The organism is Alkalihalobacillus bogoriensis ATCC BAA-922 (assembly GCF_000621445.1).
Taxonomy (GTDB): domain Bacteria; phylum Bacillota; class Bacilli; order Bacillales; family Bacillaceae_F; genus Bacillus_AO; species Bacillus_AO bogoriense.
Window position 1 is genome coordinate 461,721 of record NZ_KK211277.1, and the last position, 23,470, is coordinate 485,190.

Here is a 23,470-nt window from a genome sequence, read left to right on the forward strand (position 1 = left end):
GTTTTACTCTAACTCCAATAAGACTTCAGCTTCATCTACAAAGTCGCCTTCATTTTTGACGATTTCTTTTACCGTCCCACTTACTTCCGTTGCAATCGGGATTTCCATTTTCATCGACTCAAGAATCGCGACATCTTGACCTTCTTCCACTTGATCTCCAACTTTCACTAACAGCTTCCACAAGTTTCCTGCCATATTCGAAACTACCTTTGCCATGAGTTCTCTCCTCCTTATTTTTTTACAGATTGATTTCGTAACTGTTCATTCACAAAATTTGTCGTTGTTTCACCTTTTTGAAACGCCGTGTTGGCTGCTACTTTTTTCAACATCGGAATATTTGTTTTAATTCCTTCCACTTTATATTCTTCAAGCGCCACTTGTAAAAATTGAATGGCTTCGTCTCGACTACGGCCTTTCACGATTAACTTGGCAATCATCGGGTCATAGTAAGGTGTGACGACTGAGCGGTCGTTCACTCCGCATTCATTCCGAACAAATTCGTGTTCGGGTAATAGTAATGCGCTTATCTTGCCAGGAGATGGGAAAAAGGTATTCGGGTCTTCAGCATAAATTCGAACTTCAATTGCATGACCATCATAAATGACATCATTCTGTGTGAATGATAGGGCTTCTCCAGCAGCCACTTTCAACTGTTCTTCGACTAAATCGAGACCAGTAATTTCTTCAGTAACTGGATGTTCGACTTGTAATCTTGTATTCATTTCAAGAAAGTAAAAGTTTTTTTCTTCGTCCACTAAAAACTCAATTGTCCCTGCATTTTCATATCCAATCACTTTTGCAGCTTTTACAGCGGTTTCTCCCATCTTTTTTCGAGTTGTTTCATCTAAAAATGAGGACGGCGCTTCTTCCACTACTTTTTGGTGTCTTCTTTGAATCGAGCACTCTCGCTCACCTAAATAAACCGTATTCCCTTGTAAATCTGCTAATATTTGAATCTCAATATGACGAGGGTTTTCAATATATTTTTCCATATACAACGCCCCATCACCAAAGAAATCGGTTGCTCTTTTTTGGTTTCCTTCAAACGCTTTTGCTAGTTCATCTTCATGGCGAATGATTTGCATCCCAATTCCTCCGCCACCAGAAGAAGCTTTTAGCATAACAGGATATCCTATAATAGAAGCGACAGAAGATGCCTCCTCTATATTTGCAAGTTGACAAGTTACACCTGGGACAATCGGAACACCAGCTAGCTCCATTTGCTGTCGTGCTTCAATTTTACTTCCCATCTTTTCGATAACGTCTGGACTAGGGCCAATAAAGACAATTCCTTCTTCTTTACAACGTTTTGCAAACGATGAGTTTTCAGAAAGCAAGCCGTAGCCAGGGTGAATCGCTTCTGCTTTTGTTTGTTTTGCAATTTCAATGATTTTTTCCAGATTTAAATAACTTTCATTCACCCTTGGTTTTCCAATCAAATAAGCTTCTGTTGCTAAATGTCGATGGGGCGCATCCGCATCTGCTTCTGAATAAACAGCTACAGTTTGAATCCCTAATTTTTCACATGTTCGAATGATACGGAGTGCAATTTCCCCTCGGTTTGCGATGAGTATTTTCTTAAACATTCTGTTCACCTCATTCTCTTTGAGAGCGTTTTCATTTATTTTTCTAGTTCCGAACGGTTTGACCCTTTTTTTCTCTCTTCTCTTATCTTATTCAGCATTACTTCATTTCCATGTCTAATTCGTTACACTTTGTGTTCGAGTGTTTTCCGTTTTATCCCCACACCCTAATTGTCTAGCAATGACTAAGCGTTGGATTTCAGATGTACCTTCTCCGATTTCCATGAGCTTTGCATCCCGTAACATCCGCTCAACTTCATATTCTCGCATATACCCGTATCCACCGTGAATTTGAATCGCTTCATCACAAACACGCATCGCTGTTTTGGACGCAAATAATTTTGCAAAAGCAGACTCTTTCGTAAACGGCTTATTTTGATCTTTTAACCAAGCAGATTTTAAATACATATTTCTCGCTAATTCAATTTCCATCGCCATGTCAGCAAGCTTAAATTGTATCGCTTGAAAATTAGAAATGGATTGACCAAATTGTTTTCGTTCTTTTGCATATTTTAATGCTGCGTCAAACGCACCTTGAGCAATTCCAACTGAAAGCGCCGCTATCGAGATTCTCCCTCCATCTAAAGTATATAAAAACTGCTTAAAGCCTTTTTCTGGATCTCCTAGTAAATTCTCTTTCGGGACACGGACATCCTCTAAAATTAGTTCAGAAGTATTAGAGCCTTTTAAGCCCATCTTTTCATAATTGCTATTAATCGTAAATCCAGGTAAACCCGTAGGCACAATAATCGCTGAAATGATGTTTTTTCCACGGGCATCTTTCCCTGTAACTGCAGTTACGATTACCGTTCTTGAATAGCCCGCGTTTGTAATCCAGCATTTTTCCCCATTAATAACATACTCATCATTTTCTATTATCGCTTTTGTTCTTGTTCCACCTGCATCTGACCCTGCATTTGGTTCCGTTAATCCGAATGCACCTAATGACTTTCCAGAAGCTAAAGGAATAAGATGCTCTTGTTTTTGTTTTTCGGTTCCAAAATAATAAAGTGGACTAGCTCCAAGAGAAACGGCAGCCGCATAGCTTAAACCCGTACTTCCGCAAGCCCGACCAATTTCCTCTACAGCTAACGCATATGAAATCGTATCTCCACCTGAGCCACCATACTCCTCTGGAAAAGGAATTCCTAACATCCCTAACTCACCCATTTTTTTAAACGTATCAATTGGAAATTGACCTGATTCATCTACAAATCTAGCATGTGGAGCCACTTCATTTTGGGCAAAATCCCGGACCATATCTCGAATCATTGTTTGTTCTTTTGTTAGTTCAAAATTCACTTAAAATCCCCCTTAAAATGGTAAAATGGTAACGCTTACATTTATGTCGATAAAAATACAGTTAAAATGCTTCTAGCTTTACATTATCATCAATTTGCAATGGCGCTTCTGTTGCTTGAATAATATCTTCAATTTGAAAACCTTGTGCAACTTCCATTAACTTTAATCCGTTTGATGTAACATCGATAACAGCTCGGTCAGTAATGATCCGATTTACGACATTTTGTCCTGTTAAAGGCAACGAACATTCCTTTAAAATTTTCGACTCCCCTTTTTTATTGACATGCTCCATAATAATTACAATTCGTTTTGCACCATGAACTAAGTCCATCGCTCCGCCCATTCCCTTTATCATCTTGCCTGGAATCATCCAATTGGCTAAATTCCCTTGTTCGGATACTTCCATTCCACCTAAAATCGCTAAATCAATATGTCCACCCCGGATCATCGCAAACGACTCTGCATTGTTAAAGTAACTCGCCCCTTTGATAGCCGTTACCGTTTCTTTTCCTGCATTAATTAAATCTGGGTCGACCTCTTCTTTTGTTGGATAAGGTCCAATGCCAAGTAAGCCATTTTCCGATTGCAACACAACATATTTATTGTCCGAAATATAATTCGCTACCATCGTAGGCATGCCGATTCCTAAATTCACATAAAACCCATCTTGAATTTCTCGTTCCGCTCGTTTCGCTATTTTTACTCTTACGCTATTGGCCATCGATAATCCTCCTTACATTCAAACTTTATGTTTCTTTTACGGTAAGTCTTTCGATACGTTTTTGTTGTTTTCCAACAATTAATCGTTGAACATATATACTTGGCGTATGAATTTCATCTGGATTAAGTTCTCCGATTTCAACAAGCTCTTCGACTTCAGCAATCGTGATTTTTCCTGCAGCTGCCATCATCGGATTAAAATTTTGTGCCGTTTTACGATACACTAAGTTTCCTAGTTTATCGCCTTTCCATGCACGAATTAAACTAAAATCTGCTTTATATCCTTCTTCTAAAACATACTCTTTGCCATGAAATTGTCTTTTTTCTTTTCCTTCTGCAATTGGAGTTCCGACACCAGCAGGCGTATAAAAAGCGGGAATTCCTGCTCCACCAGCACGAATTTTTTCGGCTAATGACCCTTGTGGAACTAGTTCAACTTCTAATTCCCCTTGTAATACTTGTCGTTCAAATTCTTTATTTTCGCCAACATAAGAAGAGATCATCTTTTTTATTTGTTTATTTTTTAATAATAAGCCTAATCCCCAATCATCAACACCACAATTATTAGATATGACAGTTAAGTCTTTTACATTCGTTTTACACAATGCTTGAATCAGATTCTCAGGAATTCCAACTAAGCCAAAGCCACCAACCATAATCGTCATACCACTTTTAATCTCGCTTACCGCTTCTTCAAAACTTCTATAAATCGTTTTCATCGCTGCTCCCTCCCCTTCTATTCTTCTCTTTCAATAATTGTTGCTACACCTTGGCCACCACCGATACATAGCGTCGCTAATCCTAATCGTTGTTGTCGTCGTTTTAATTCATGGATTAATGTGACGAGAACTCTTGCCCCACTTGCCCCAATCGGATGGCCTAATGCGATGGCTCCACCATTTACATTTAAAATCTCTTTGGAAATTTGAAGCTCTTTTCCAACGGCTATAGCTTGAGCAGCAAAAGCTTCATTTGCTTCAATTAAATCCAATTCATCGAGTTTGACCCCTGCTTTCTCCAAAGCTTTATTTGTAGCCGGAACAGGACCTAATCCCATCACACTAGGGTTAACCCCTGCACTTGCATTTGCTTTTATTGTTGCAAGAGGCGTGACCCCAAGTTGTTCTGCTTTTTTTCGACTCATCACTAACACAGCAGCTGCCCCGTCATTAATGCCTGATGCATTTCCAGCTGTTACAGCACCCTCTTTTTTAAATGCGGATCGAAGCTTTGCTAATTTCTCTTTTGTTGTTCCTGCTTTAATATATTCATCACTCTCAAAACGGATAGGGTCTCCTTTTTTCTGAGGGATGTCTACCGAAACCATTTCTTCTTCAAACCTTCCTTCAGCCACTGCATTTGCTGCTTTTTTTTGACTCCAAGCGGCAAATTCATCTTGTTCTTCTCTTGTAAGACGATATTGCTCGCAAATGTTTTCCGCTGTGATTCCCATATGATAGTCGTTTGTTGCACACCACAACCCATCATGAACCATGCTGTCTATTATCGTTTGATGCCCCATCCGAAAACCGTCTCTAGCTCCCATTGATACATAAGGTGCTTGACTCATATTTTCCATTCCACCCGCTACAACAACATCAGCATCTCCTGTAACGATCGCTTGTGCTGCTAAATGAACCGCTTTTAACCCCGACCCACACACTTTATTAATCGTCAGTGCCGGTACAGTTTCTGGGAGGTTTGCTAATAAGGCGGCTTGCCTTGCTGGATTTTGTCCAAGCCCAGCTTGTAGAACATTTCCCATTATGACTTCATCAACCTCTTCTTTCAAAACTCCCGCTCTATTGAGTACTTCTTTTATGACAATAGCCCCAAGTTGAACCGCTGAAACTGACTTTAACATTCCACCGAAATTACCTATCGGTGTTCGAACAGCACTAACAATGACAACATCTGTTTCATTCATGTTTCCATTCCTCCTTTTAGTGGAGTATTTCGAATATTCAATCCCCTTCACCTTAAAAGTTTACAGCTTTCTTATTTATGAGTAAAATGAATTAAAATTATATTATTTATTACTAAAACAAATAAATAGGTGATAAGGCATGGAAATGAAGGATTTGCGTTATTTTGTAGAAGTCGCCAACTACGGGAGTTTTACGAAGGCCGCTCAACAAACATTTTTATCTCAACCAGCGTTAAGTAAATCTGTTCAAAAGTTAGAAAGGGAACTCAATGTTGAGTTATTTGAACGTTCAACACGGAAATTAAAACTAACTGATGCCGGAAACATTGTGTACAAACAAAGTCTGCATATTTTAAATGCCACAAACGAACTGACAACATTATTAGATGACTTAATGAACTTACCAACAGGAAAAATAAAAATCGGGATTCCTCCGTTAATCGGAACACTTTTTTTCCAACGATCGCTACAAAATTTGGGACGTTATATCCGAACGTTTCTTTAGAATTGGTTGAACTAGGAGCGAAGAGAATTGAAAGATTAGTAGAAGAGGGACAGGTCGATGTTGGCATTGTCGTCTTACCGATAGATAAGAAAAAATTTGATATTGTCCCGTTTATTAAAGAGGAATTTATGTTATTTGTTCATCCAAATCACACATTGGCTAACGAATCCACTGTCCAACTACAGCAATTAGCCGATGAGAGATTCATCTTATTTAATCGAGAATTCACCTTACACTCGTTTCTCATTGAGCAATGTCAACTAGCTGGGTTTACACCAACGATTGCATATGAAAGCTCTCAGTGGGATTTAATAACTGAACTCGTCATCGCCCAACTCGGAATTACACTTCTTCCAAAACTAATTTACGAAAAAATGGATAAAGAAGCGATTTCGATGATTCCGCTACACTCTCCACCGATGTGGGAATTAGCGATTATTACAAAAAAAGACACGTACAGATCGTATGCTGTTAGGAAATTGCAACAGTTTTTAACGGAGAATTTCTCATAAAAACGAGCTTTGTAACTTGCGAGGACTTTCATCGTCTAATGAACTATACATTGAATTGGAGGGAATTGTCTGTGAAAAAAGTACTTGTCATTTTTTCTTTTCTAGCTTTTTTAACAATTGGTCTTTTGGGGTTTCAAGCACAAGACAAAGCGAACACCGAAGAGCGAGGTGCTTATAATGAATGGCAAGAGAAAGGGGAAGTGTTGTTTGGAGAGCATGATATTACGAAGGCTATACTAAAGGAAACCGGTCATTCTTCTATTGAAATAGAAGACGTGAATGAGTTGAAAACACTCAAACAAATGATAACAAGTGCCTATAAAGAAAAAGGGATAGTCAATATGACAAAACCATCCTATTCTTTAGCTGTAACCGATGAATATAATAAACAGCATCGCTATCATTTATGGATAGGTAAAAAAGGAGAAAAAAGCGCATTTATGAAACAAGAAGAGACGCACTACATTTATACAACATCAGAAGAAATGACGGATATCCTCATACAGTTAATAGAGTAACTACTCAACCGTCTACTTTAATTTCACACTGTGCAGCTGCTTTCTTTCCTTCAAATCTAACATAGTGAATACGTGATGATGTCGTAATCACAACTTCGCCTTCTTCATATTGACTACATTCTTTTATAAAGAGAGCATCTTTTTCAGTTGAAAAAAATTTGACAACACTCATTTTCAAATCACCTTTTGCTAGTTTTACTTTATACTTCAGTTTTACTTGTTTATTTTTAGGCAGAAAAAAGCCGAAACTTTGAATCCCAGATAAATATTTATACGTTACGGAAAGAGTTGTCGGCGTTTTTTTATATCGATAGTTTTTAACCGAAAAAACGAGAATTCGTTTTTTATATAAAATAAAGAATAGCACTGCGAAAATAGTATATCCGAATATAGAAGGTAACATCATATAGCTCCCTAAATATTTTATTACTATTTTTTATATTATCACAGTCTCTATTTTTTTGAAATTGAACTAAAAAGGATACGCCATATCATAGCGTATCCTCTTTAATTTGACCATTCTTCTCGTCTTTTTTGTCTTTCTTCATGTGCTAAAAATTCAATAAAAATATTCATTGCATTAAAGGGCTCTTTTTGTAGCTTCTCTGCATACATTTTTCTGACAGATTCTGAGGCAATGTCACTTTTTATAATACGTTCTCTTATTAATGAAAACCCGGTTTTAAAAACACTTCGATTATAATGCATCGACTCTTTAAAAAATGCCGCCCCTAGTGCACCAATGAAAGAAACTAGTATTATGATTGTCATTTCTGGATTGACCATTTGTCCGAATAGTAAAGAATATAAGCTGGCAAATGCGAAAGAAAGCAGTGGAATGGAAAGTAACGAAAACAACGTGCTTTTTTTCAAATATGGTGCAATTGTCTTTTGAATTTTTTCTAATTCTCTTTTTGTATACAGTGGCAATGCTTTATTTACTTTAAATGGATTCAATCGTATCATCCTTTCTTGTTACTTTTTCAAAAAAGAATGGAGTAATTCATAAGGTAACGCAAATTTTTCATTGTTAATCGCAAGTTCATTCATATTGAACTCTTCTTTATTTTCTTCTTTTACCGCATTCATTTCTTTATGAATTCTTTCCATTTTTTCATCAAGCTCAGCAGCTGATAAAGCAGCTTTCTTTAGCTCCTCTACTAAATGTGTCGGAACGGTTTTGTTGTATTTATAGTAAATTTTATGTTCTAAGCTCGCCCAAAAATCCATGGCGATTGTGCGAATTTGAAGTTCAACATAGACATGTTCCACACGGTCAGACATAAATATCGGAATTTGCAACACTACATGTAAGCTTTGATAACCGTTTGGTTTGGGCTTCTTTATATAATCTTTCACTTCAATAACGGTAATATCTTGTTGATTTTGAAGCATCTGACTTAATTCATATATATCAGAAATAAAAGAGCATGTAATCCGAATTCCGGCAATATCTTTAACATTTTCTTTAATCGATGAAAGCGAAAGGTCATATCCTTTTTTATAGACTTTTTTTAAAATACTCTCAGGTGACTTTACCCTAGATTTCACATGTTCAATCGGATTGTATTCATGTATATATTGAAATTCTTGTTTTAATATATCAATCTTCGTATTCATTTCTTCAAGTGCAAATTTATACAACATCATAAAGCGTGTTAATTCTGTTTTTACTTGTTTCATTTTATCAACATTTACAATGTTTGAGTCAACCAAATGAATAAACTCCTTTTGTTGTGGCTGTAGGCCATCTAAAGCTAGATTCATCTCCATCTTCGCTATCCCCTTTGGTTTTATTTCTATACGTTAAGTATAATCTCGGAATATGAACTGAATATGAACCAACAACAAGGAGTTTTAAATTTTTACGGACATACGTTCCGCTATTTAGACAAATACTAGGGTTTTTCATTTCCGTTCGGACATCTATTTCGTTATTTTGCGTTGGAAGGTCGTGGAAGGCTGTTTTATAGCTCATTAACGGAACAGATGACCGAAAACCTTGTAATATTCACGTAAATTGCTAGATTAACGGAACAGATGTCCGTAACGAGTTCTATTATTTTTCTAGCAAACACATCTTATCTCCGATTTTAACCGGGTAAGAACCCCTCTTGACTAAACAGGATTTGTTCTCGGTTAAACGAATCTTGAAAAAGCTGAAAAGCATGTTGATGTGTTTGTTTTCCATACCACAGTTTTCTTTCTCCTTCATCATACAATTCTTTTATATTTAGCTTTTCCGTTCTTTTGCCATGACTTCCATCTCCGGAAAAATAATCGTCAATTACGATTCGGTCCACTAGCTTTGATAGCATTTTCGGAAATTGATTCGTGAACGGTAAAACCGGTGATACGGCGACCTGTACAGGAATATTGCTTTCTCGTAACTTCCAAATCGCTTTTAATCGTGCTTGGATGGGAGGGGCATACGGGCTAAACCTTTTTCGAATCGAATCACAGTCTGTTTCTACTGTCATACTCACCCTCACCTTATCTCCTAACTTAGTAATCACATCTATATCACGTGTGACTAAAGAGCTTCTCGTTTGAATGAATAAAAAGTCTGGTGGAGCTTCCACCAAGGCTTCTAATATATGACGGGTTCTTTTTTCTTTATAGTCAATCGGTTGATAAGGGTCTGTACTAGAAGACATGAAAATCGTTACTTCCTTGCCTTTCTTTTTTACATTTGCAATTTCCCGTTTTAATTTTTCTTGAGACGATTGTTTAATATCCACCCATGTACCCCACTCTTGCCTTCTAAATAAACCAACAGGACTTTTTCTCACATAGCAATACGAACAAGCAAAGGAGCAACCTGTATAAGGGTTTAAAGAATGACTATATCCACTTAAAAAACCACCCGTTGCTGTTAATATCCGAGACGGTGTAGTATAGTTAACCTCCAATTCTCTTTTCATAATGGCTCCTTCCCTCATATCCAGTATTAGTCCTTTTCCTCATGTGATATATAAACCGTAAATGTCGATCCTTTACCAACTTCACTTTCCACTTCTATATAACTTTGATGAAGGTCAATAATTTTTTTGACAATGGATAAGCCAAGACCATTCCCGGGCATTTGATTTGTTCGTGCTCGATCCACTTTGTAAAATCGTTCAAATAAACGTGGAAATGCTTCACTAGGTATGCCTTTTCCATCATCTTGAATGCTAACAACGACATAGTCGTCTTCTTGCTTCACTTCAATTGAAATCGTGCCGCCCTCAGGTGAATATTTAATGGCATTGTTCAAAAGATTAAGCCAAACTTGTTCAAATAAATCTTCATCAGCCTTAATCCAAGTTGACTGTAAATCTAAAGAAATCGTTAGCTGTTTTTGTTCCCATTGAGGTTCAGTTGCTAGAACGATTCTTCTTATTTGTTCATCCACTCTGTACCGTTCAGGGTGAAAAGGATGCTGGTCTGACTCAAGTGAAGATAACCGCAATAAATTATCACTTAAACGAGAAAGTCTGTCTGTCTCCTGATATATAATATCGAAATATTCTCGCTGATTTTCTTGTGGAATGACCCCATCTCGTAATGCTTTTGTAAAACCACGAATACTCGTCAGTGGTGATTGAATTTCATGGGAGACACTGCTCACAAAGTCTTCCCGCATTTTATCAATTTTTTCAACTTCTGTCGCCATATGGTTAAAGCTCGTAATGAGTTCACCTATTTCATCTTTGTCTTTACTTTTTAATCGAATGGAAAAATTCCCTTTTGCCATCTCTCTTGCTGCATTGGTTAATTTCTTTATTGGATTTATTAAATGCCGAGATGCTAATAAAATCATGAAACTTCCGAATGCCAACACAATAAGGAGCGCTCTTATCATAATTTCTTTAATTGCATCCATTTGTTCCTCATAATCAATATGAATAAATAAAGCATATCGTTCGTTTTCGATTTCAACCGGCATCCCTACCATTCGCGTTTCTTGGCGACTACCAAATGGCAAGATGACAGGAGTCTCCTGTCCTAGAAACACTTGCTCGACTGCCTCTTCTGACAAGTAAAATTCAGGTGCGTCTTCAATAACCGAAACACCCGCTTCATCCACAATAATCATATCAAAAAAATAAGTTTGTATTGTTTCTGCAAATTCCTGAATCGTTTCTGGCTCTGCAAGCTCCACAAGGGTGGCAATGCCCTTTGTAATACTGGACACTTCTTCTTCAAAAATCACTTCACTATGAAAAAACAAAGAAGAGATGACATAGGAAAGAAGAATACTAAAAAGGACAACACCAATAAATATACTAATAAAACGGATATACAAGCTACGCTTAAACACTATACGACCTCCAAGCGATATCCAAGCCCTCTAACCGTCGATATGGCTATATCAGTAATCGGATTCAGTTGTTCACGAAGCCGTTTAATATGGACATCCACTGTTCTTTCATCACCTTCATAATCATATCCCCATATTTTCTCGATCAATTGGGAGCGTGTAAAAATAACTCCTGGTGAACTTGCTAGCATAAACAATAATTCACACTCTTTTTTCTTTAACGATATCGTTAATGCATTTGAAGTGACAATAAGTTGGTCAATATCAATCGTAGCAGAGCCGATTGTTACTGTTTTTTCAGATGAAACATTATACCGTTTTAACAATGCTTTTACTCGCAAAATTAGTTCGACCGGGTCAAATGGCTTCACGACATAATCATCCGTACCTGCTTGAAACCCTCTTACTTTATCTTGAGATTCCCCTTTTGCTGTTACCATTAAAATGGGAATATCTAAAAAAGAACGAATATCTTCTGTTAACTCAATTCCGTCGACATGTGGCATCATGACATCAACTATAGCGAGTTGAACGTTGACCCGAGAAAGAATATCTAGCGCTTCTTTCCCGTCGGCTGCTTCAATCACAGTAAATTGACTATCCTCTAGATATAACCTCATTAATTTTCGAATATGCGCATCATCATCAACAACTAAAATCGTGTTCATGCGGTTCCCTCCTCTCGTAACTGTTGTTCATCCTCAACTCTTTAGTATATCTCTTTCATCCGTAGTTTTTTCCGACCATATATTTTCTTGGAAATCGAAGGGGCAAGTTGAAATAAAGCGACACCAATTAAAGCAGATAATAGAATAAATATACTACTAAACGATTGAATCGTCCCGATTGCTAACGCTGCAATAATGATGGAAAACTCCCCGCGTTGCGTTAAGGAAAGTCCTGCTCGAAGCGACACTCGCTTTGATAGCCCATACCATTGTCCCCCTAAATACCCGACGATGATTTTAGCAATAATCGACCAAACAAGTAATAAGAACAATAGACCGACCATAGGAACTCCCTCTTGTAACGTTATCGTCGTTCCAAAATATAAGAAAAATAACGGCATAAGTAAATCTCTTGAACGGACAACAAGCTCTTCTAACTCATGTGTACGTTTCACTTCCGCTAACATAATTCCTGCTAAAAACGCTCCTAATACTTCAGATAAATCTAGATAAAGAGCGAATCCACCATAAGCAAGAGCTAGTCCAATGACAAATAATAAGAAAATATCTTCATTCATATATCGGTCAAAAAACGGGCCAAGCTTACTAAAAAGAAAATGTCCTAACAAAACAGCACCGGCAACTAGTAACATGACTTTAACAATCAACAATGACATCGATGAGTATGTTAGTGTTGCCCCGGCAGTAACACCAACTAACACTGCAACTAAAATGGGTGCAACAAGGTCTTCAAATATTAATAATCCTAACATGAATTCTGATTCTGGGTTGGCTAATCGCTTTGAGCTTTCAAGCATTTTAGCCGTTATTGATGAGCTTGTTGCATATAATACACCACCGATAATTAAGGATGCAACAAGGTCAAGACCAGCAAGTAAACATATCCCAATCGTGACACCAAAACATAATACAACATCAAGTACCCCTGCTTTTACTACTTTTTTTGCAACAGTAAGCAACTGCTTAATCGGAAATTCCATACCTAGCATAAAAAACAACAAGACAATTCCAATTTCCCCTGCAAAATGAAGCAAATGTGTATCTGTCAATATTCCACTAATCACTATTCCGGTAATAATAAAAATAATAACATTTGGTATTTTAATTTTCACACCAAGAAAACCAACGAAGAACAATAGTAGTAGAATTAAGCCGGCACTTAATAGTTCAGGAAATTCCATTAGTTATTCTTCCCTTCACAAAGTTGCTCAAATTGTGCCACTGCTTCTTTTTTTCCAACGACCATAATCGTATCATTCGCTTCAAGCAAATAATCAAATTCATCATCGACTAGAAAATCTTCATCTCGAAAAATACCAATTACCTTTGCTCCTACCGGCATTTTTTCTTTTAGTAATGAAATATGCCAACCAATAATAGGGGATTGTTTTGTTAACTCGACCCATTCTACAATAATTTGTTTCCTCGCCATTTTTATTTTTTCAATTGTTTCATGTTCCAATGGACTAAACGTAGCTCCAAGTAATTGCGTTGCTACTTGCTTCGTGTCATCAGATGTTAATCGATACGTAAAGCTAGCTTCATCATCATCAGCATCTTCAAAAAAATAAAGCTCCCTTTTGCCCGTATGATGGAAAACAACAGCCATCAGTTGATTTTCTGCATTTATAAACGAGATTTTTTTTCCGACTCCTGGTAGTTCACTCATATTCATTTTCATTCGTTCGTCCCCCTTATGTTCTGTGCTTTTTGATTATAGAAAGGGATTATGAACTGAATATGAATTAACTTTTTTAAAGCGATAATCGATCCACTCCACTTGTAAAAATGTTATATTTATCAAAAAAGGATAAATGAACAAGGGATACTTCCACTTTTTAAAAACAGATTATCGAATTTAATATTTCTTTTTTAAATCAATTTATAGCAGAAGGGAAAATGTTATGGTTAGTCAAACGAAAACAAATAGTCAAGCTGTTATTTCTTTAACTATGGGTGTTCTTTCAATACTTTTACCATTTTTGGGTCTAGTTCTTGGTATTTTCGGAGTAGTGGCATCAAGAAAAGCTGTAAAACAAATGGAAAAGACAAGTGAAGATGGGAAAAGCTTAGCAACGTCAGGTTTAATTTGTAGCACGATCGGAATTGTAATTCAACTTTTCGGAGTGCTTGGACTTATTACTTTTTACTCTGCAACGCAATCTGTGATTGGCTAAAAATGATAGTAATAAAAAAGCATCCCGATGGTAATATCCGGATGCTTCTCCTATTTTTATAACTCCGTTCGTAAATTCCATAGTTCCGGAAAAAATTGTTGTTCTAACACTTGTTTTAAATAATTCACACCTGATGACCCACCCGTGCCAATTTTAAATCCGATTATTCTTTCTACTGTTTTCATATGACGGAATCGCCATTGCTGTAAACTATCTTCTATATCAACAAGCTTTTCTGCTAGTTGATATAAATCCCAATATTTATCTGTTTGCTGATACACTGTTTTCCATGCTTCTTTTACCGCTTCATTTTCTTCATAAGGCTGTGTAACATCCCGATTCAACACCTCATGAGGGATCGAAAATCCGGCACGGTGTAGTGCTGCAACCGACACATCATAAATGCTTGGCTCATGGTATGCCTTTGTTAGTTTTTGTAATAGTTCTTTGTCTTTTTCATAAATTTTTAAAATATAATCTGTTTTGTTTCCAAGTGCAAATTCAATTAAACGATACTGAAACGATTGAAATCCTGATGAGCTCCCTAGTTTATCTCGAAATTCAAGATATTCTGCAGGAGTTAATGTCGATAATACATCCCATGCTTTAATGATTTGCGATTGAATTTGTGAGACACGCGCCAGTTTTTTAAAGCTAACGTCATAGTTACCATCCATAATCTCTTGTTTTGCTGCTTCTAATTCGTGTAAAGTCAGTTTCATCCATAGCTCACTCACTTGATGAATGATGATAAATAACATTTCATCATGGTGATCTGATAGTCGATTTTGACTAGAGAGCAGCGTATCTAACTGTAAATAATCCCCGTACGTCATTTTTTCAGAAAAATTGGTTTCAATCTGTTTCTCATTATCTGTAGGTCGTTTCATTGTTTCACTCCATTCCTTTTGCAGTTGAAAGAGGTGTAATGACAGCCCGGACTGGACTCCCATCTGCCTGTTCAATCGGTAGTGGCAAGGCAATTAGTTCATATATGCCAGGTGAGACATCATCTAATACGACATTTTCCAAAATATACATTCCATTTTGATGGATACGATGATGCCGTGGTAATTCTTTGCTATCAATATGATCAACTGATGGTAAATCAACACCGATTAACGTTATCCCTTGGTTATGTAAATAATCGATGGCCCCTAGTGACAAGACGGGAATCTTTGTTGGAAAGACTGTTCTATCTTTCCAAGCTGCTGTTCGGAATAACACTTTATCTACTCCCGTATAATCTTGTTGTTGTAAAGCTTCGACTCCAATTTCATCCATATGACTTACATCGATTAATAAACAAGGACCGATACATCGATTTACATCAAGTTCGGTCACAGCGTCACCATCATCTAAAAAGTGAAAGGGAGCATCAATATGTGTCCCACTATGCAAACTCATTGTCATTTTTCCAATATTAACCGAACCCGTATCCTTTTTCCGATAAATGGTTTCATAGGAAAAAGGCGTATCCCCTGGCCAGTGAGCCGTTTTCTTGTGTAAAGGCTGTGAAATATCAATCCATTTTTTATTTTTCATGTTTCACCTCATTACGCAATAATCCCACGAGTATTCGCAAACTTTTCATACTCTTTCGTTTCCATAATTTCTTTTAACGTTTCAACGGTTTTCCAAATATCAAAAAAAGTATTATACAAAGCAACTGGACCAAGTCGGATAAAATTCGGTGCCCGGAAATCCGGAACAATTCCCGCCTGCTTTAATGCTTTGCAAATGCTAGCCGCATGCTCATGCTCAAGTAAAATATGAGCGCCACGTTTTTCTTCCTCTTTCGGACTCGCTAATTGAAATCCATATTCTTTTAATTCAAGGTCAAGTAAATCAAGGAAATATTGTGTTAATTGTAATGATTTTTTCCTGATGTTTTCCATTCCTACTTCATTAAACATCTCCAGGGAACCAAGTAACGGAGCCATACTTAAAATATGCGGTGTTCCAATTTCATACGCACTCGCATCAACTGCAGCATCTAAATCGTGACTCATATCAAATTGAACTTCTTTTTTTGAACTAAACCATCCAGCTAACCCTGGTTCTTGCCCAAAATGCTCTTCATGAACAAAGAGCGCACCAACCGCACCTGGTCCTCCATTTAAATGCTTATAATTGCACCAAACAGCAAAGTCTACATTCCACTCATGTAATTCGTGCGGGATAGAGCCAATCGAATGACATAAATCAAAACCGATAACGATGCCTCGCTTATGTGCTTGTGCTGTTAAGCGTTTCATATTCAATATTTGACCACTTCGATAAAGGATACTTGGTAAGAAAATAAGAGCTACATCATCTGTCATGGCAGCGATAATATCTTCTTCTTGCAATAGTCCTTTTTGACTTTCAACTTTATGTAACGCCGTCTGTGGGTCAAAGCCATTTAATGTAATTTGACTTTTTAACGCATAAATATCAGAAGGAAATGTCGCGTCATCTGCTAAGATTTTATACCGTTCTTTTGTTGGCTTGTAAAAGCTAGACACGAGCTGATGAATGTTGACCGTTGTTGAACCGGTAACAATAACCTCTTTAGCTTTCGCGCCAACAAGTGATGACAGTTGTTCGCCTAAATATTCTGACATATAAAACCATGGATGTTTCCCCTCTACCCAACCATCAATGCCATATTGTTTCCATGAATCTAAGACGATGAGTAATGTTTCTTCTGCACGCTTTGACAATAACCCAAGCGAATTGCCATCTAAATATATACCTTCTCCAATATAAAATTCATCTCGATACTTAAACAATGGATCTTCTTTATCCTTTTTATGTGCAAACTCGGCCGTATTCTTTTTTTCACTCATTCCAAGCGCCCCTTTTGCTGTATGATAAAACCATTATATTTTCTTCATTGACATATTGTCAATGACATTATGTCAATGAATTGTTAAGTTTGTCGATACTCTGTTCTTATCATCTTTCCTTTTCCCACAATGTATGCTATTTTATTGGGTAAGCTAGATAGAGTAGGTGAGGAAACTGAAAACGAAGCGGCAATTACAAGCAATGGAGACAAAACAGAAATTAGTGAAAGCAGCAAAGGAAGTTTTCTTTGAACAAGGCTTCCAAAAATCAACAATCCAACAAATAATTAAACACGCCGAAACAGGTTATGGTACGGCTTACGTATATTTTAAAAATAAAGATGACTTTTTAGTTGAAATTATGCAGGAAACGATGGACGAATTTTACAAAGTGGCAACAATGCCCTTTACACCATCTTCAAAAACAGAAGCTCAGCATTTAATTGGAAATCAAGTTAAGCTTTTCTTAACTTTAGCGTTAGATAATAAAGACTTAATGAAACTAATTAAAGAAGCGATAGGTTTTTCACCTGTAGTTGAACAACATTGGCTTTCCATTCGAAATCGATTTATTGAGAACATTACAAATGATATTCATTATGTCCAAGAAAAAGCGCTGGCCAATACAGAATTACAACCTTCCATCGTTGCACGATCTTGGTTTTATACAAACGAAATGTTTATGTGGGAACTCGTTTCAGGAAACACTGAAGACATCGATGACATTGTAAGTCATATGACCATTCTTTATACTCGTGGATTGTATCATTTTTAAATCAATTTCGAACTAACTTGGAAACGAAATCCTCGTTTTAAATTCAGACAACTCTCAATACTAAAAGTGTTTGATGGTATCGTTCAAACACTTTTTTCACTTCTGTAAAAAAAATAAAAGGAGATGTTTGTATGTTTGGAATGAGACGAAATAAGAAAAATGGTAACACACCATTAATGGTAACACTCGTTGGAGTGGGAGTTGGTGCAGCAGCTTACGGCTTAATGCGTGGCAGAAACAACGGAAACAATGGCGACAACAATAACCAAATGATGGACAACATGATGCAACCGATTCAAAAAGCAATGGACCAATTCCGTAACTAACTGCCTCCCCCGAACAGCTAATGGTTTTGCTGTTCGGGGAACTACATAAAAGCACATACTAATTTTATTCGAGTGCGTGACAATGTAAGACGAATGTGGAGTATTATTGGCTTTTCCTTATAGGCGGGCAGGAAGGTTTTTGTTACCTAATTCTATTGGACACTTCTTTTCTTTTTCACATGTGTTTTGTCCTATAGAGCAAACTCCCCGCCAAAAAACAGCAGAACCCTCTCTACCGGTTTTTCTACTTTCAAAATATATCATTTCTTCAAATTCATCATCAGGGATTCATCCCGGTTACATTTAATAATCCCATTTTTTAGCTCTAATTTTGCAACTTGGATGCTCGACCGTTTGCTTTCAGATGAATCTCCGGTTGTTTGTTTATGAACACCAGGGTGAGTAAAGTAAAATATATAAGCTTCTTCATTATGGACGAGGACATCAGCATGACGACCATAATCATAATCATCTTCCCGCTGACCGAATTCATCGAGAATCTTTGAATTTTTTTCCCAATTCTCACAGTCACTTGAGCGAAAGACAACCTGCCCTTTCCAACTGTCAACGATAAGCCAATATGAACTTTTCCAATAAAATACGTTCGCTCCTTCATGAGGAAAACCTGTTATAACTGGACCGATGACTTCCCATTCGTATAAGTCATCACTTTTTGCAACATATGTATGTGAATCATGGGCTTCATCTTTATACCATAATCGATAACTTCCATCTGGATGTTGGTGGACGGCCGCATCTATAACAAAGTTCGAGCTTAGGTGTAACGGAGATTGATACGTCCAATCCCATAAATTCTTACTTGTATAGTGTCTTATCTCCCGTTCAACTCCTGGCCAATCTGTTGGTATTCCTTGAATGTAACTGACATACATATGATACATTCCATCTACGAAAACAATCTCAGGAGCCCAAAATGTATTGTGGCCTTGCTCTACCTCTAACCCTTCTATTATCCCACGATACTTCCAATTAACCCCATTAGAAGATGAGGCTATACCTAGTGATGTACCATGAACCCATGAAACCCCGATACCCGGCGCTGTCGCTCTTCGATTTGTATAAATCACCCACCATTGTTTTTCTTGCTCATTCCATATAATCGTAGGATCCGCAGCCCCGTCATAAATCGGATCACGAAACAATGGAACATGTGCATAGCTTTCTTTCTTTTTTTCGTTCATTTTCATTCCTCCTTTCAGTTTTATTCTCTTTTCATACAAACTGATTCCTCTTTCTCTTACACAATTTGTTTATTTTCAAAAGAATTTCACTATTTTTTATAGATACACCGTACTATCTGACTTTGGAATCCGTTGCTAGTCTTTTTTACAAATCAGTTCTTTAGACACAGTAGTTAACTGATCTGAAAAAACTTTTGGAATAATTAGGTTATTCTTACTCATTTTTCATTATATTGAACATGGTAAAATATGATAATAATTATTATTATATTAAAATTTATATCACACTTTTTAACGAGGTGTTGTTCCATTGGATTCTAATCATATACAATTTTTACTTAATCTTCTTCAAAACTCATATAAAGTACCTGTTATGTTTATCGGGACAGAAAAGAACATCATGTTTGAATACAATTCTGTATTAAATCCGATTTACTTGACAAAACATGAACTCATTTCCACCTTGCTAAATGAGAATGACAAGCCATGTTATCCTCATTTTAAAACAACTATGTTTGAGACATTTTTCCTAATTCATGTTGAAAAGAATCATAAAAAACTCGGAACTTTGCTTATCGGTCCTTTTTTAACCGATGATGTGGCAGAAGAAATGATTTCTGGTCTTTTATTTGATTATCAAATCCCATCGTACTTACATTCCGATTTACTTTATTACTTTCAAAGCTTAACAAAACTAAAGCAAGAGGACTTACTCCATCTAGCTCAACATGCTTACTTTTTGTTCTTCTTTCAAAAATTAGACCTCCCTTCTCTTCAGCAAGAATCCAAGCTGGTGAATATTGATAAAGTAAAGATTGAAAAAGAATTACAAATACGCCGGCTTGATGGGCGGTTTCATATGGATTATCACCAAGAGCAATATATATGGCAATACATTCGGGAAGGAAAAAAAGATAAGCTGGAAGAACACTTAAACCAAATAAATGTAGACAGAATTGGGCTCTTATCGAAAACAAGCCATCTACGGCATGTAAAAAACTACTGCATCATCGGGATCGCACTTGCTTCAAGAGCTGCCATTGAAGGTGGACTTTATCCTGAAATTGTTTTAACGATGAGTGATATTTATATTCAACGCATTGAAGATACACAAGAAGTTCAAAATGTAGAGATGATTTTCCTTCTAACAAGAGAATATATGTTTGAGCTAACAGACCGTATTCATGCTAGTAAATTAAAAAATCATTCAAAAACAATCGCAATATGTAAAAACTATATTTTTAATCATATTTTTGAGAAGCTAACGATTGATGTTATCGCTAAAAAAGTTCACCTTAATCCTATTTACTTATCTCGATTATTTAAAAAAGAAACCGGCCTTTCTCTCGGGAAATACATACAACAGGAAAAATTAAACGAAGCCAAAAAATTACTGTTGCAAAGTGAATATACAATTTCTGAAATTTGTAATCTTTTACAGTTCGGTGACCAGAGTTATTTTGCTAGCGCTTTTAAAAAACATACCGGATTAACCCCTAGTCAATATCGAAAGGAGAATGTGTTAATCTATCAAAATTAATGGCACTGTATCTTATATCATCTCTTAAAATTCTTAATAAAAAAACTATTGACACTTCTATAACTTTAATTTAGTATCAATATTGTAAAAAATTGAAAATTCCTCGTTAGGTGAGGCTCCTGTGCTGGAGATATGCTGCTGCCCAAAAATGTCCAAAGACGCCAATGGGTCAACAGAAACCATCGACATAAGGTGGTTTTTAACGTAGCTGGATATTTATCCTATGCCGCACAGTGCTAAAGCTCTACGAATGGAGGGAAATGTTTAGATTTGTATTGTTTTTTTGTACAGATCTGTGTTTTTGCTGTGCAAATCACCACCTTCATTCATTTGAAGGTGGTTTTTCATTTCCTTTTACAATAATTCTTCCTAGGGGGTGGTATGAATTGGATAGTAGTCCGGAACCTGATTTATTTCTTTTTTCTTGTTTTAGTAAGCTTAACAAAATCAATTGGACATGGAGCCAATTCATGTCCCAAGGAGGAAACAATGATGGCAAAAGTAGAATTAGATTTAAAAGTGCAACAAGAATTACAAGAGTATAAAGAAAAAGAAACTATCAAAAGTGATGTATTAGTGAACGGATCAGTCTTTCAAATTTGGAAAGTCCGTCTACCTTTTTTAATTATTACACTAATCGGTGGGATGCTTGCGGGAGCTGTCGTCGGTGCATTTGAAGAGGCTTTAGAAGCCATTGTGATCTTGGCTGTATTTATCCCGGTTATCATGGATATGGGTGGAAATGCAGGGACACAATCTTCCTCGATTTTTACAAGAGCTTTTGTATTAGGACAAATATCATTTGATAAATGGAAAAAGCATCTTGGAAAAGAAGTGCTTGTCGGTATAAGTATGGGTGCCGTACTTGGTGTTGCCGCGTGTTTAATTGCTTACTTATGGCAAGGGATTTTTGCACTTGGTCTTGTTGTTGGCTTATCACTATTTTTCACAGTTACAATAGCAACTACAATTGGTTTCTTAATTCCTTATATTCTTGTCAAATTAGGTTTCGACCAAGCTGCAGGTTCAGACCCTTTTATTACAACCATTAAAGATGTTACGGGGCTATTAATTTATTTTGGTTTAGCTTCGGTACTATTGGCTCATTTAATGTAAAAATACACGATTGAACATTAGTAGAACTTATAAAATAACTTGTCTTCTCAAGCAATGATTATTGATTGGAGTTCACAGGCTAATCAATCATTTTAATTGATAATTGAAAAGTGAGGCGTTTGGATAGTCAAACAACGCCTCTCCTTTTCCTAAGCATCATGAGTACTGACAGTCTGAACCTTTACTATTTGAAGGCCATCAATGACTTTTGTTGATAACCATTGACAAACAATGGCGTACAAAACAATATCAATTTTTATAACAGTAGCTGTTAATATAAAGATAAATAAATTCACCCAAAACATCGTTTTTCCTGGTGGGTAGTCTTTCTTCTTTGCGATGAACAAGGCTAAAATAACCATACCACCACTAGAAGCACCATTTCTTATTAGAATCCCGACTCCCATTCCGAACAACAACGCACCTACTAGTAACGAATAAAATAAGTTCATGTTTCCAAGTGACAAAAAAGTAGGTATCACACTCACAGTCACAGATGTGACCGTAACTGCATACATCGTGCGAACGGTCCACCAACGACCAAATATTTTAACTGAAAATAGGAGCATTAAACCATTAACAAGCCATAAGGCAACCCCAAGAGGCAACAAAAGCCCATAATTTAATAGTAAGGCTAAACCTGCAGCCCCTCCAGATGGAATGTCATGAGGGAATAAAAAAATGCCCATTGCTAAGCCTTGTATCATGCCACCTACTGTTAAAGAAAAATATCGATAACATTCCTGTTTTGAAAAACCAACTAACTTCATGAAATCTCCCGTCCAAATCCTCAACATAATAGCTCATACCATAGACTCTTCCTACAATAATACGATATTTTGAGAATGTATTGTTCAAATTTTTACTTTCTATCGCTTCTTGTAAATGGACGTTTAAAGCAAGCTTACTTGATATACTAGCATAAAAACTTTCTAAGAGCTTCGGAATCTCTTATTTAGAGTAGTGAGAAAAGAATACTCCTAATTCTTACCGTCTTTTCTCCAATGATATGTATCTTTAAAAATATTTAAATGAGTTCCATTAATGATAATGGTTTCATCATCTAGCCATTCTACATCATACTCTGACTCTGGATAATGCCAATAAATGATCTTATCATTTAATTCTGGAAACTTTTCATTATTCGAATCAATTCCAACCGCTAACGAATACTTTACAGTGGAATGTGCATTTACTAGATACACATTAGCAGTAAAAGTACCGTCGGGAGAATCTATACTTTCCTGTAACTCAAATGTACCATTTATATTTGATAAATCTGTTGAAAAAAACATCTTATTCACACCATAAAAGAATATGAAAAGTATCAACAAAAAACCAGATAATATTACGAACAAGCGAGTACGAAATTTCTTGTTAGCCATCCTCAGACCATCCTATCTTTAACTAATATCTATCCCAAATACTTTATGACCTCTCT

At 36.5% G+C, this 23,470-nt stretch carries 26 protein-coding genes, 1 pseudogene and 1 riboswitch; of the genes and pseudogenes, 7 read left to right on the forward strand and 20 right to left on the reverse strand.

The features are described 5' to 3' along the window. Window positions 1–3 precede the first annotated feature (3 nt). The 6 genes from T323_RS0118040 to T323_RS0118065 all read right to left on the reverse strand — a co-directional run bounded on the left by T323_RS0118040 (window position 4) and on the right by T323_RS0118065 (window position 5,532). Window positions 4–216, reverse strand: a complete 213-nt coding sequence (locus T323_RS0118040) for an acetyl-CoA carboxylase biotin carboxyl carrier protein subunit (RefSeq protein ID WP_026674536.1) — start codon at window positions 214–216, stop codon at window positions 4–6. A gap of 14 nt (window positions 217–230) precedes the next feature. Continuing rightward, a complete protein-coding gene (locus tag T323_RS0118045; protein ID WP_026674537.1) occupies window positions 231–1,586 on the reverse strand; it encodes an acetyl-CoA carboxylase biotin carboxylase subunit in 1,356 nt (451 codons plus the stop codon). Between the two features lie 114 nt (window positions 1,587–1,700). Beyond that, a complete protein-coding gene (locus T323_RS27060; RefSeq protein ID WP_051556595.1) occupies window positions 1,701–2,885 on the reverse strand; it encodes an acyl-CoA dehydrogenase in 1,185 nt (394 codons plus the stop codon). 61 nt (window positions 2,886–2,946) lie between these two features. Further along, window positions 2,947–3,606 (reverse strand): 3-oxoacid CoA-transferase subunit B, encoded by a 660-nt coding sequence (locus T323_RS0118055; protein ID WP_026674538.1) that lies wholly within the window; start codon window positions 3,604–3,606, stop codon window positions 2,947–2,949. A 25-nt stretch (window positions 3,607–3,631) separates the two neighbouring features. After that, window positions 3,632–4,324 (reverse strand): CoA transferase subunit A, encoded by a 693-nt coding sequence (locus T323_RS0118060; RefSeq protein ID WP_026674539.1) that lies wholly within the window; start codon window positions 4,322–4,324, stop codon window positions 3,632–3,634. Between the two features lie 17 nt (window positions 4,325–4,341). Continuing rightward, window positions 4,342–5,532 carry an acetyl-CoA C-acetyltransferase gene (locus T323_RS0118065; RefSeq protein WP_026674540.1) on the reverse strand — a complete coding sequence of 397 codons (1,191 nt, stop codon included), beginning with the start codon at window positions 5,530–5,532 and terminating at the stop codon, window positions 4,342–4,344. 139 nt (window positions 5,533–5,671) lie between these two features. On the opposite strand from T323_RS0118065, the pseudogene T323_RS29810 reads away from it, so the two are divergent. Continuing rightward, window positions 5,672–6,549 (forward strand): annotated as a pseudogene (locus tag T323_RS29810) (LysR family transcriptional regulator). 71 nt (window positions 6,550–6,620) lie between these two features. Continuing rightward, a complete protein-coding gene (locus tag T323_RS28110; protein ID WP_051556596.1) occupies window positions 6,621–7,067 on the forward strand; it encodes a YhfM domain-containing protein in 447 nt (148 codons plus the stop codon). Between the two features lie 4 nt (window positions 7,068–7,071). Here T323_RS28110 and T323_RS0118080 read toward each other — a convergent pair whose 3' ends face one another. The 8 genes from T323_RS0118080 to T323_RS0118115 all read right to left on the reverse strand — a co-directional run bounded on the left by T323_RS0118080 (window position 7,072) and on the right by T323_RS0118115 (window position 13,743). Further along, on the reverse strand, window positions 7,072–7,470 hold the full coding sequence (locus T323_RS0118080) for a hypothetical protein (protein ID WP_026674541.1): 399 nt from the start codon (window positions 7,468–7,470) through the stop codon (window positions 7,072–7,074). Between the two features lie 104 nt (window positions 7,471–7,574). Then, window positions 7,575–8,024 carry a DUF5392 family protein gene (locus T323_RS0118085; RefSeq protein WP_026674542.1) on the reverse strand — a complete coding sequence of 150 codons (450 nt, stop codon included), beginning with the start codon at window positions 8,022–8,024 and terminating at the stop codon, window positions 7,575–7,577. A gap of 18 nt (window positions 8,025–8,042) precedes the next feature. Continuing rightward, window positions 8,043–8,750: a GTP pyrophosphokinase gene (locus T323_RS0118090; protein WP_035179248.1), complete on the reverse strand. Its 708-nt coding sequence runs from the start codon at window positions 8,748–8,750 to the stop codon at window positions 8,043–8,045. Window positions 8,751–9,160: 410 nt separating this feature from the next. Then, complete coding sequence (locus T323_RS0118095; RefSeq protein ID WP_035179151.1) at window positions 9,161–9,991, reverse strand: SPL family radical SAM protein; 831 nt, start codon at window positions 9,989–9,991, stop codon at window positions 9,161–9,163. A 26-nt stretch (window positions 9,992–10,017) separates the two neighbouring features. Next, window positions 10,018–11,373, reverse strand: coding sequence for a sensor histidine kinase (locus T323_RS0118100; RefSeq protein ID WP_035179154.1), 1,356 nt, complete (start codon window positions 11,371–11,373; stop codon window positions 10,018–10,020). Then, a complete protein-coding gene (locus T323_RS0118105) occupies window positions 11,373–12,041 on the reverse strand; it encodes a response regulator transcription factor (RefSeq protein ID WP_026674546.1) in 669 nt (222 codons plus the stop codon). The genes T323_RS0118100 and T323_RS0118105 overlap by 1 nt, the downstream gene beginning before the upstream one ends. Window positions 12,042–12,082: 41 nt before the next feature. Further along, window positions 12,083–13,243, reverse strand: coding sequence for a cation:proton antiporter (locus T323_RS0118110; RefSeq protein ID WP_026674547.1), 1,161 nt, complete (start codon window positions 13,241–13,243; stop codon window positions 12,083–12,085). Continuing rightward, window positions 13,243–13,743 carry a cation:proton antiporter regulatory subunit gene (locus T323_RS0118115; RefSeq protein WP_026674548.1) on the reverse strand — a complete coding sequence of 167 codons (501 nt, stop codon included), beginning with the start codon at window positions 13,741–13,743 and terminating at the stop codon, window positions 13,243–13,245. The genes T323_RS0118110 and T323_RS0118115 overlap by 1 nt, the downstream gene beginning before the upstream one ends. A 223-nt stretch (window positions 13,744–13,966) precedes the next feature. Here T323_RS0118115 and T323_RS0118120 point away from each other — a divergent pair, with 223 nt between their 5' ends. Continuing rightward, entirely contained in the window at window positions 13,967–14,239 is a 273-nt protein-coding gene (locus tag T323_RS0118120; protein ID WP_026674549.1) for a DUF4190 domain-containing protein, read from the forward strand. 56 nt (window positions 14,240–14,295) lie between these two features. Here T323_RS0118120 and kynA read toward each other — a convergent pair whose 3' ends face one another. From kynA to kynU, 3 genes are read right to left on the reverse strand one after another with little or no spacing between them, the layout of a single operon-like run. Next, complete coding sequence (gene kynA / locus T323_RS0118125; RefSeq protein ID WP_026674550.1) at window positions 14,296–15,129, reverse strand: tryptophan 2,3-dioxygenase; 834 nt, start codon at window positions 15,127–15,129, stop codon at window positions 14,296–14,298. Between the two features lie 4 nt (window positions 15,130–15,133). Then, window positions 15,134–15,784, reverse strand: a complete 651-nt coding sequence (gene kynB, locus T323_RS0118130) for an arylformamidase (RefSeq protein WP_026674551.1) — start codon at window positions 15,782–15,784, stop codon at window positions 15,134–15,136. Between the two features lie 11 nt (window positions 15,785–15,795). Then, the gene (gene kynU, locus T323_RS0118135) at window positions 15,796–17,070 is read right to left on the reverse strand and encodes a kynureninase (RefSeq protein WP_026674552.1); all 1,275 of its coding nucleotides are present in this window, start codon (window positions 17,068–17,070) and stop codon (window positions 15,796–15,798) included. Between the two features lie 202 nt (window positions 17,071–17,272). Between kynU and T323_RS0118140 the strand changes: the two genes are divergently transcribed. Further along, entirely contained in the window at window positions 17,273–17,845 is a 573-nt protein-coding gene (locus T323_RS0118140; RefSeq protein WP_051556597.1) for a TetR/AcrR family transcriptional regulator, read from the forward strand. A 131-nt stretch (window positions 17,846–17,976) separates the two neighbouring features. After that, complete coding sequence (locus tag T323_RS0118145) at window positions 17,977–18,171, forward strand: hypothetical protein (protein ID WP_026674554.1); 195 nt, start codon at window positions 17,977–17,979, stop codon at window positions 18,169–18,171. Between the two features lie 260 nt (window positions 18,172–18,431). On the opposite strand, the gene T323_RS0118150 is transcribed toward T323_RS0118145, so the two are convergent. Continuing rightward, window positions 18,432–19,373 carry a glycoside hydrolase family protein gene (locus tag T323_RS0118150; RefSeq protein ID WP_051556598.1) on the reverse strand — a complete coding sequence of 314 codons (942 nt, stop codon included), beginning with the start codon at window positions 19,371–19,373 and terminating at the stop codon, window positions 18,432–18,434. Between the two features lie 310 nt (window positions 19,374–19,683). Here T323_RS0118150 and T323_RS0118155 point away from each other — a divergent pair, with 310 nt between their 5' ends. Beyond that, complete coding sequence (locus T323_RS0118155; protein WP_026674556.1) at window positions 19,684–20,913, forward strand: helix-turn-helix domain-containing protein; 1,230 nt, start codon at window positions 19,684–19,686, stop codon at window positions 20,911–20,913. A 95-nt stretch (window positions 20,914–21,008) separates the two neighbouring features. Next, window positions 21,009–21,176, forward strand: a riboswitch (M-box (ykoK) riboswitch). 229 nt (window positions 21,177–21,405) lie between these two features. Then, complete coding sequence (locus tag T323_RS27075) at window positions 21,406–22,029, forward strand: magnesium transporter (protein ID WP_051556599.1); 624 nt, start codon at window positions 21,406–21,408, stop codon at window positions 22,027–22,029. Between the two features lie 149 nt (window positions 22,030–22,178). On the opposite strand, the gene T323_RS27080 is transcribed toward T323_RS27075, so the two are convergent. Beyond that, window positions 22,179–22,799: a YitT family protein gene (locus tag T323_RS27080; protein ID WP_084309320.1), complete on the reverse strand. Its 621-nt coding sequence runs from the start codon at window positions 22,797–22,799 to the stop codon at window positions 22,179–22,181. A 210-nt stretch (window positions 22,800–23,009) separates the two neighbouring features. Next, complete coding sequence (locus T323_RS27085; protein WP_035179159.1) at window positions 23,010–23,414, reverse strand: DUF5412 family protein; 405 nt, start codon at window positions 23,412–23,414, stop codon at window positions 23,010–23,012. Window positions 23,415–23,470 lie beyond the last annotated feature (56 nt).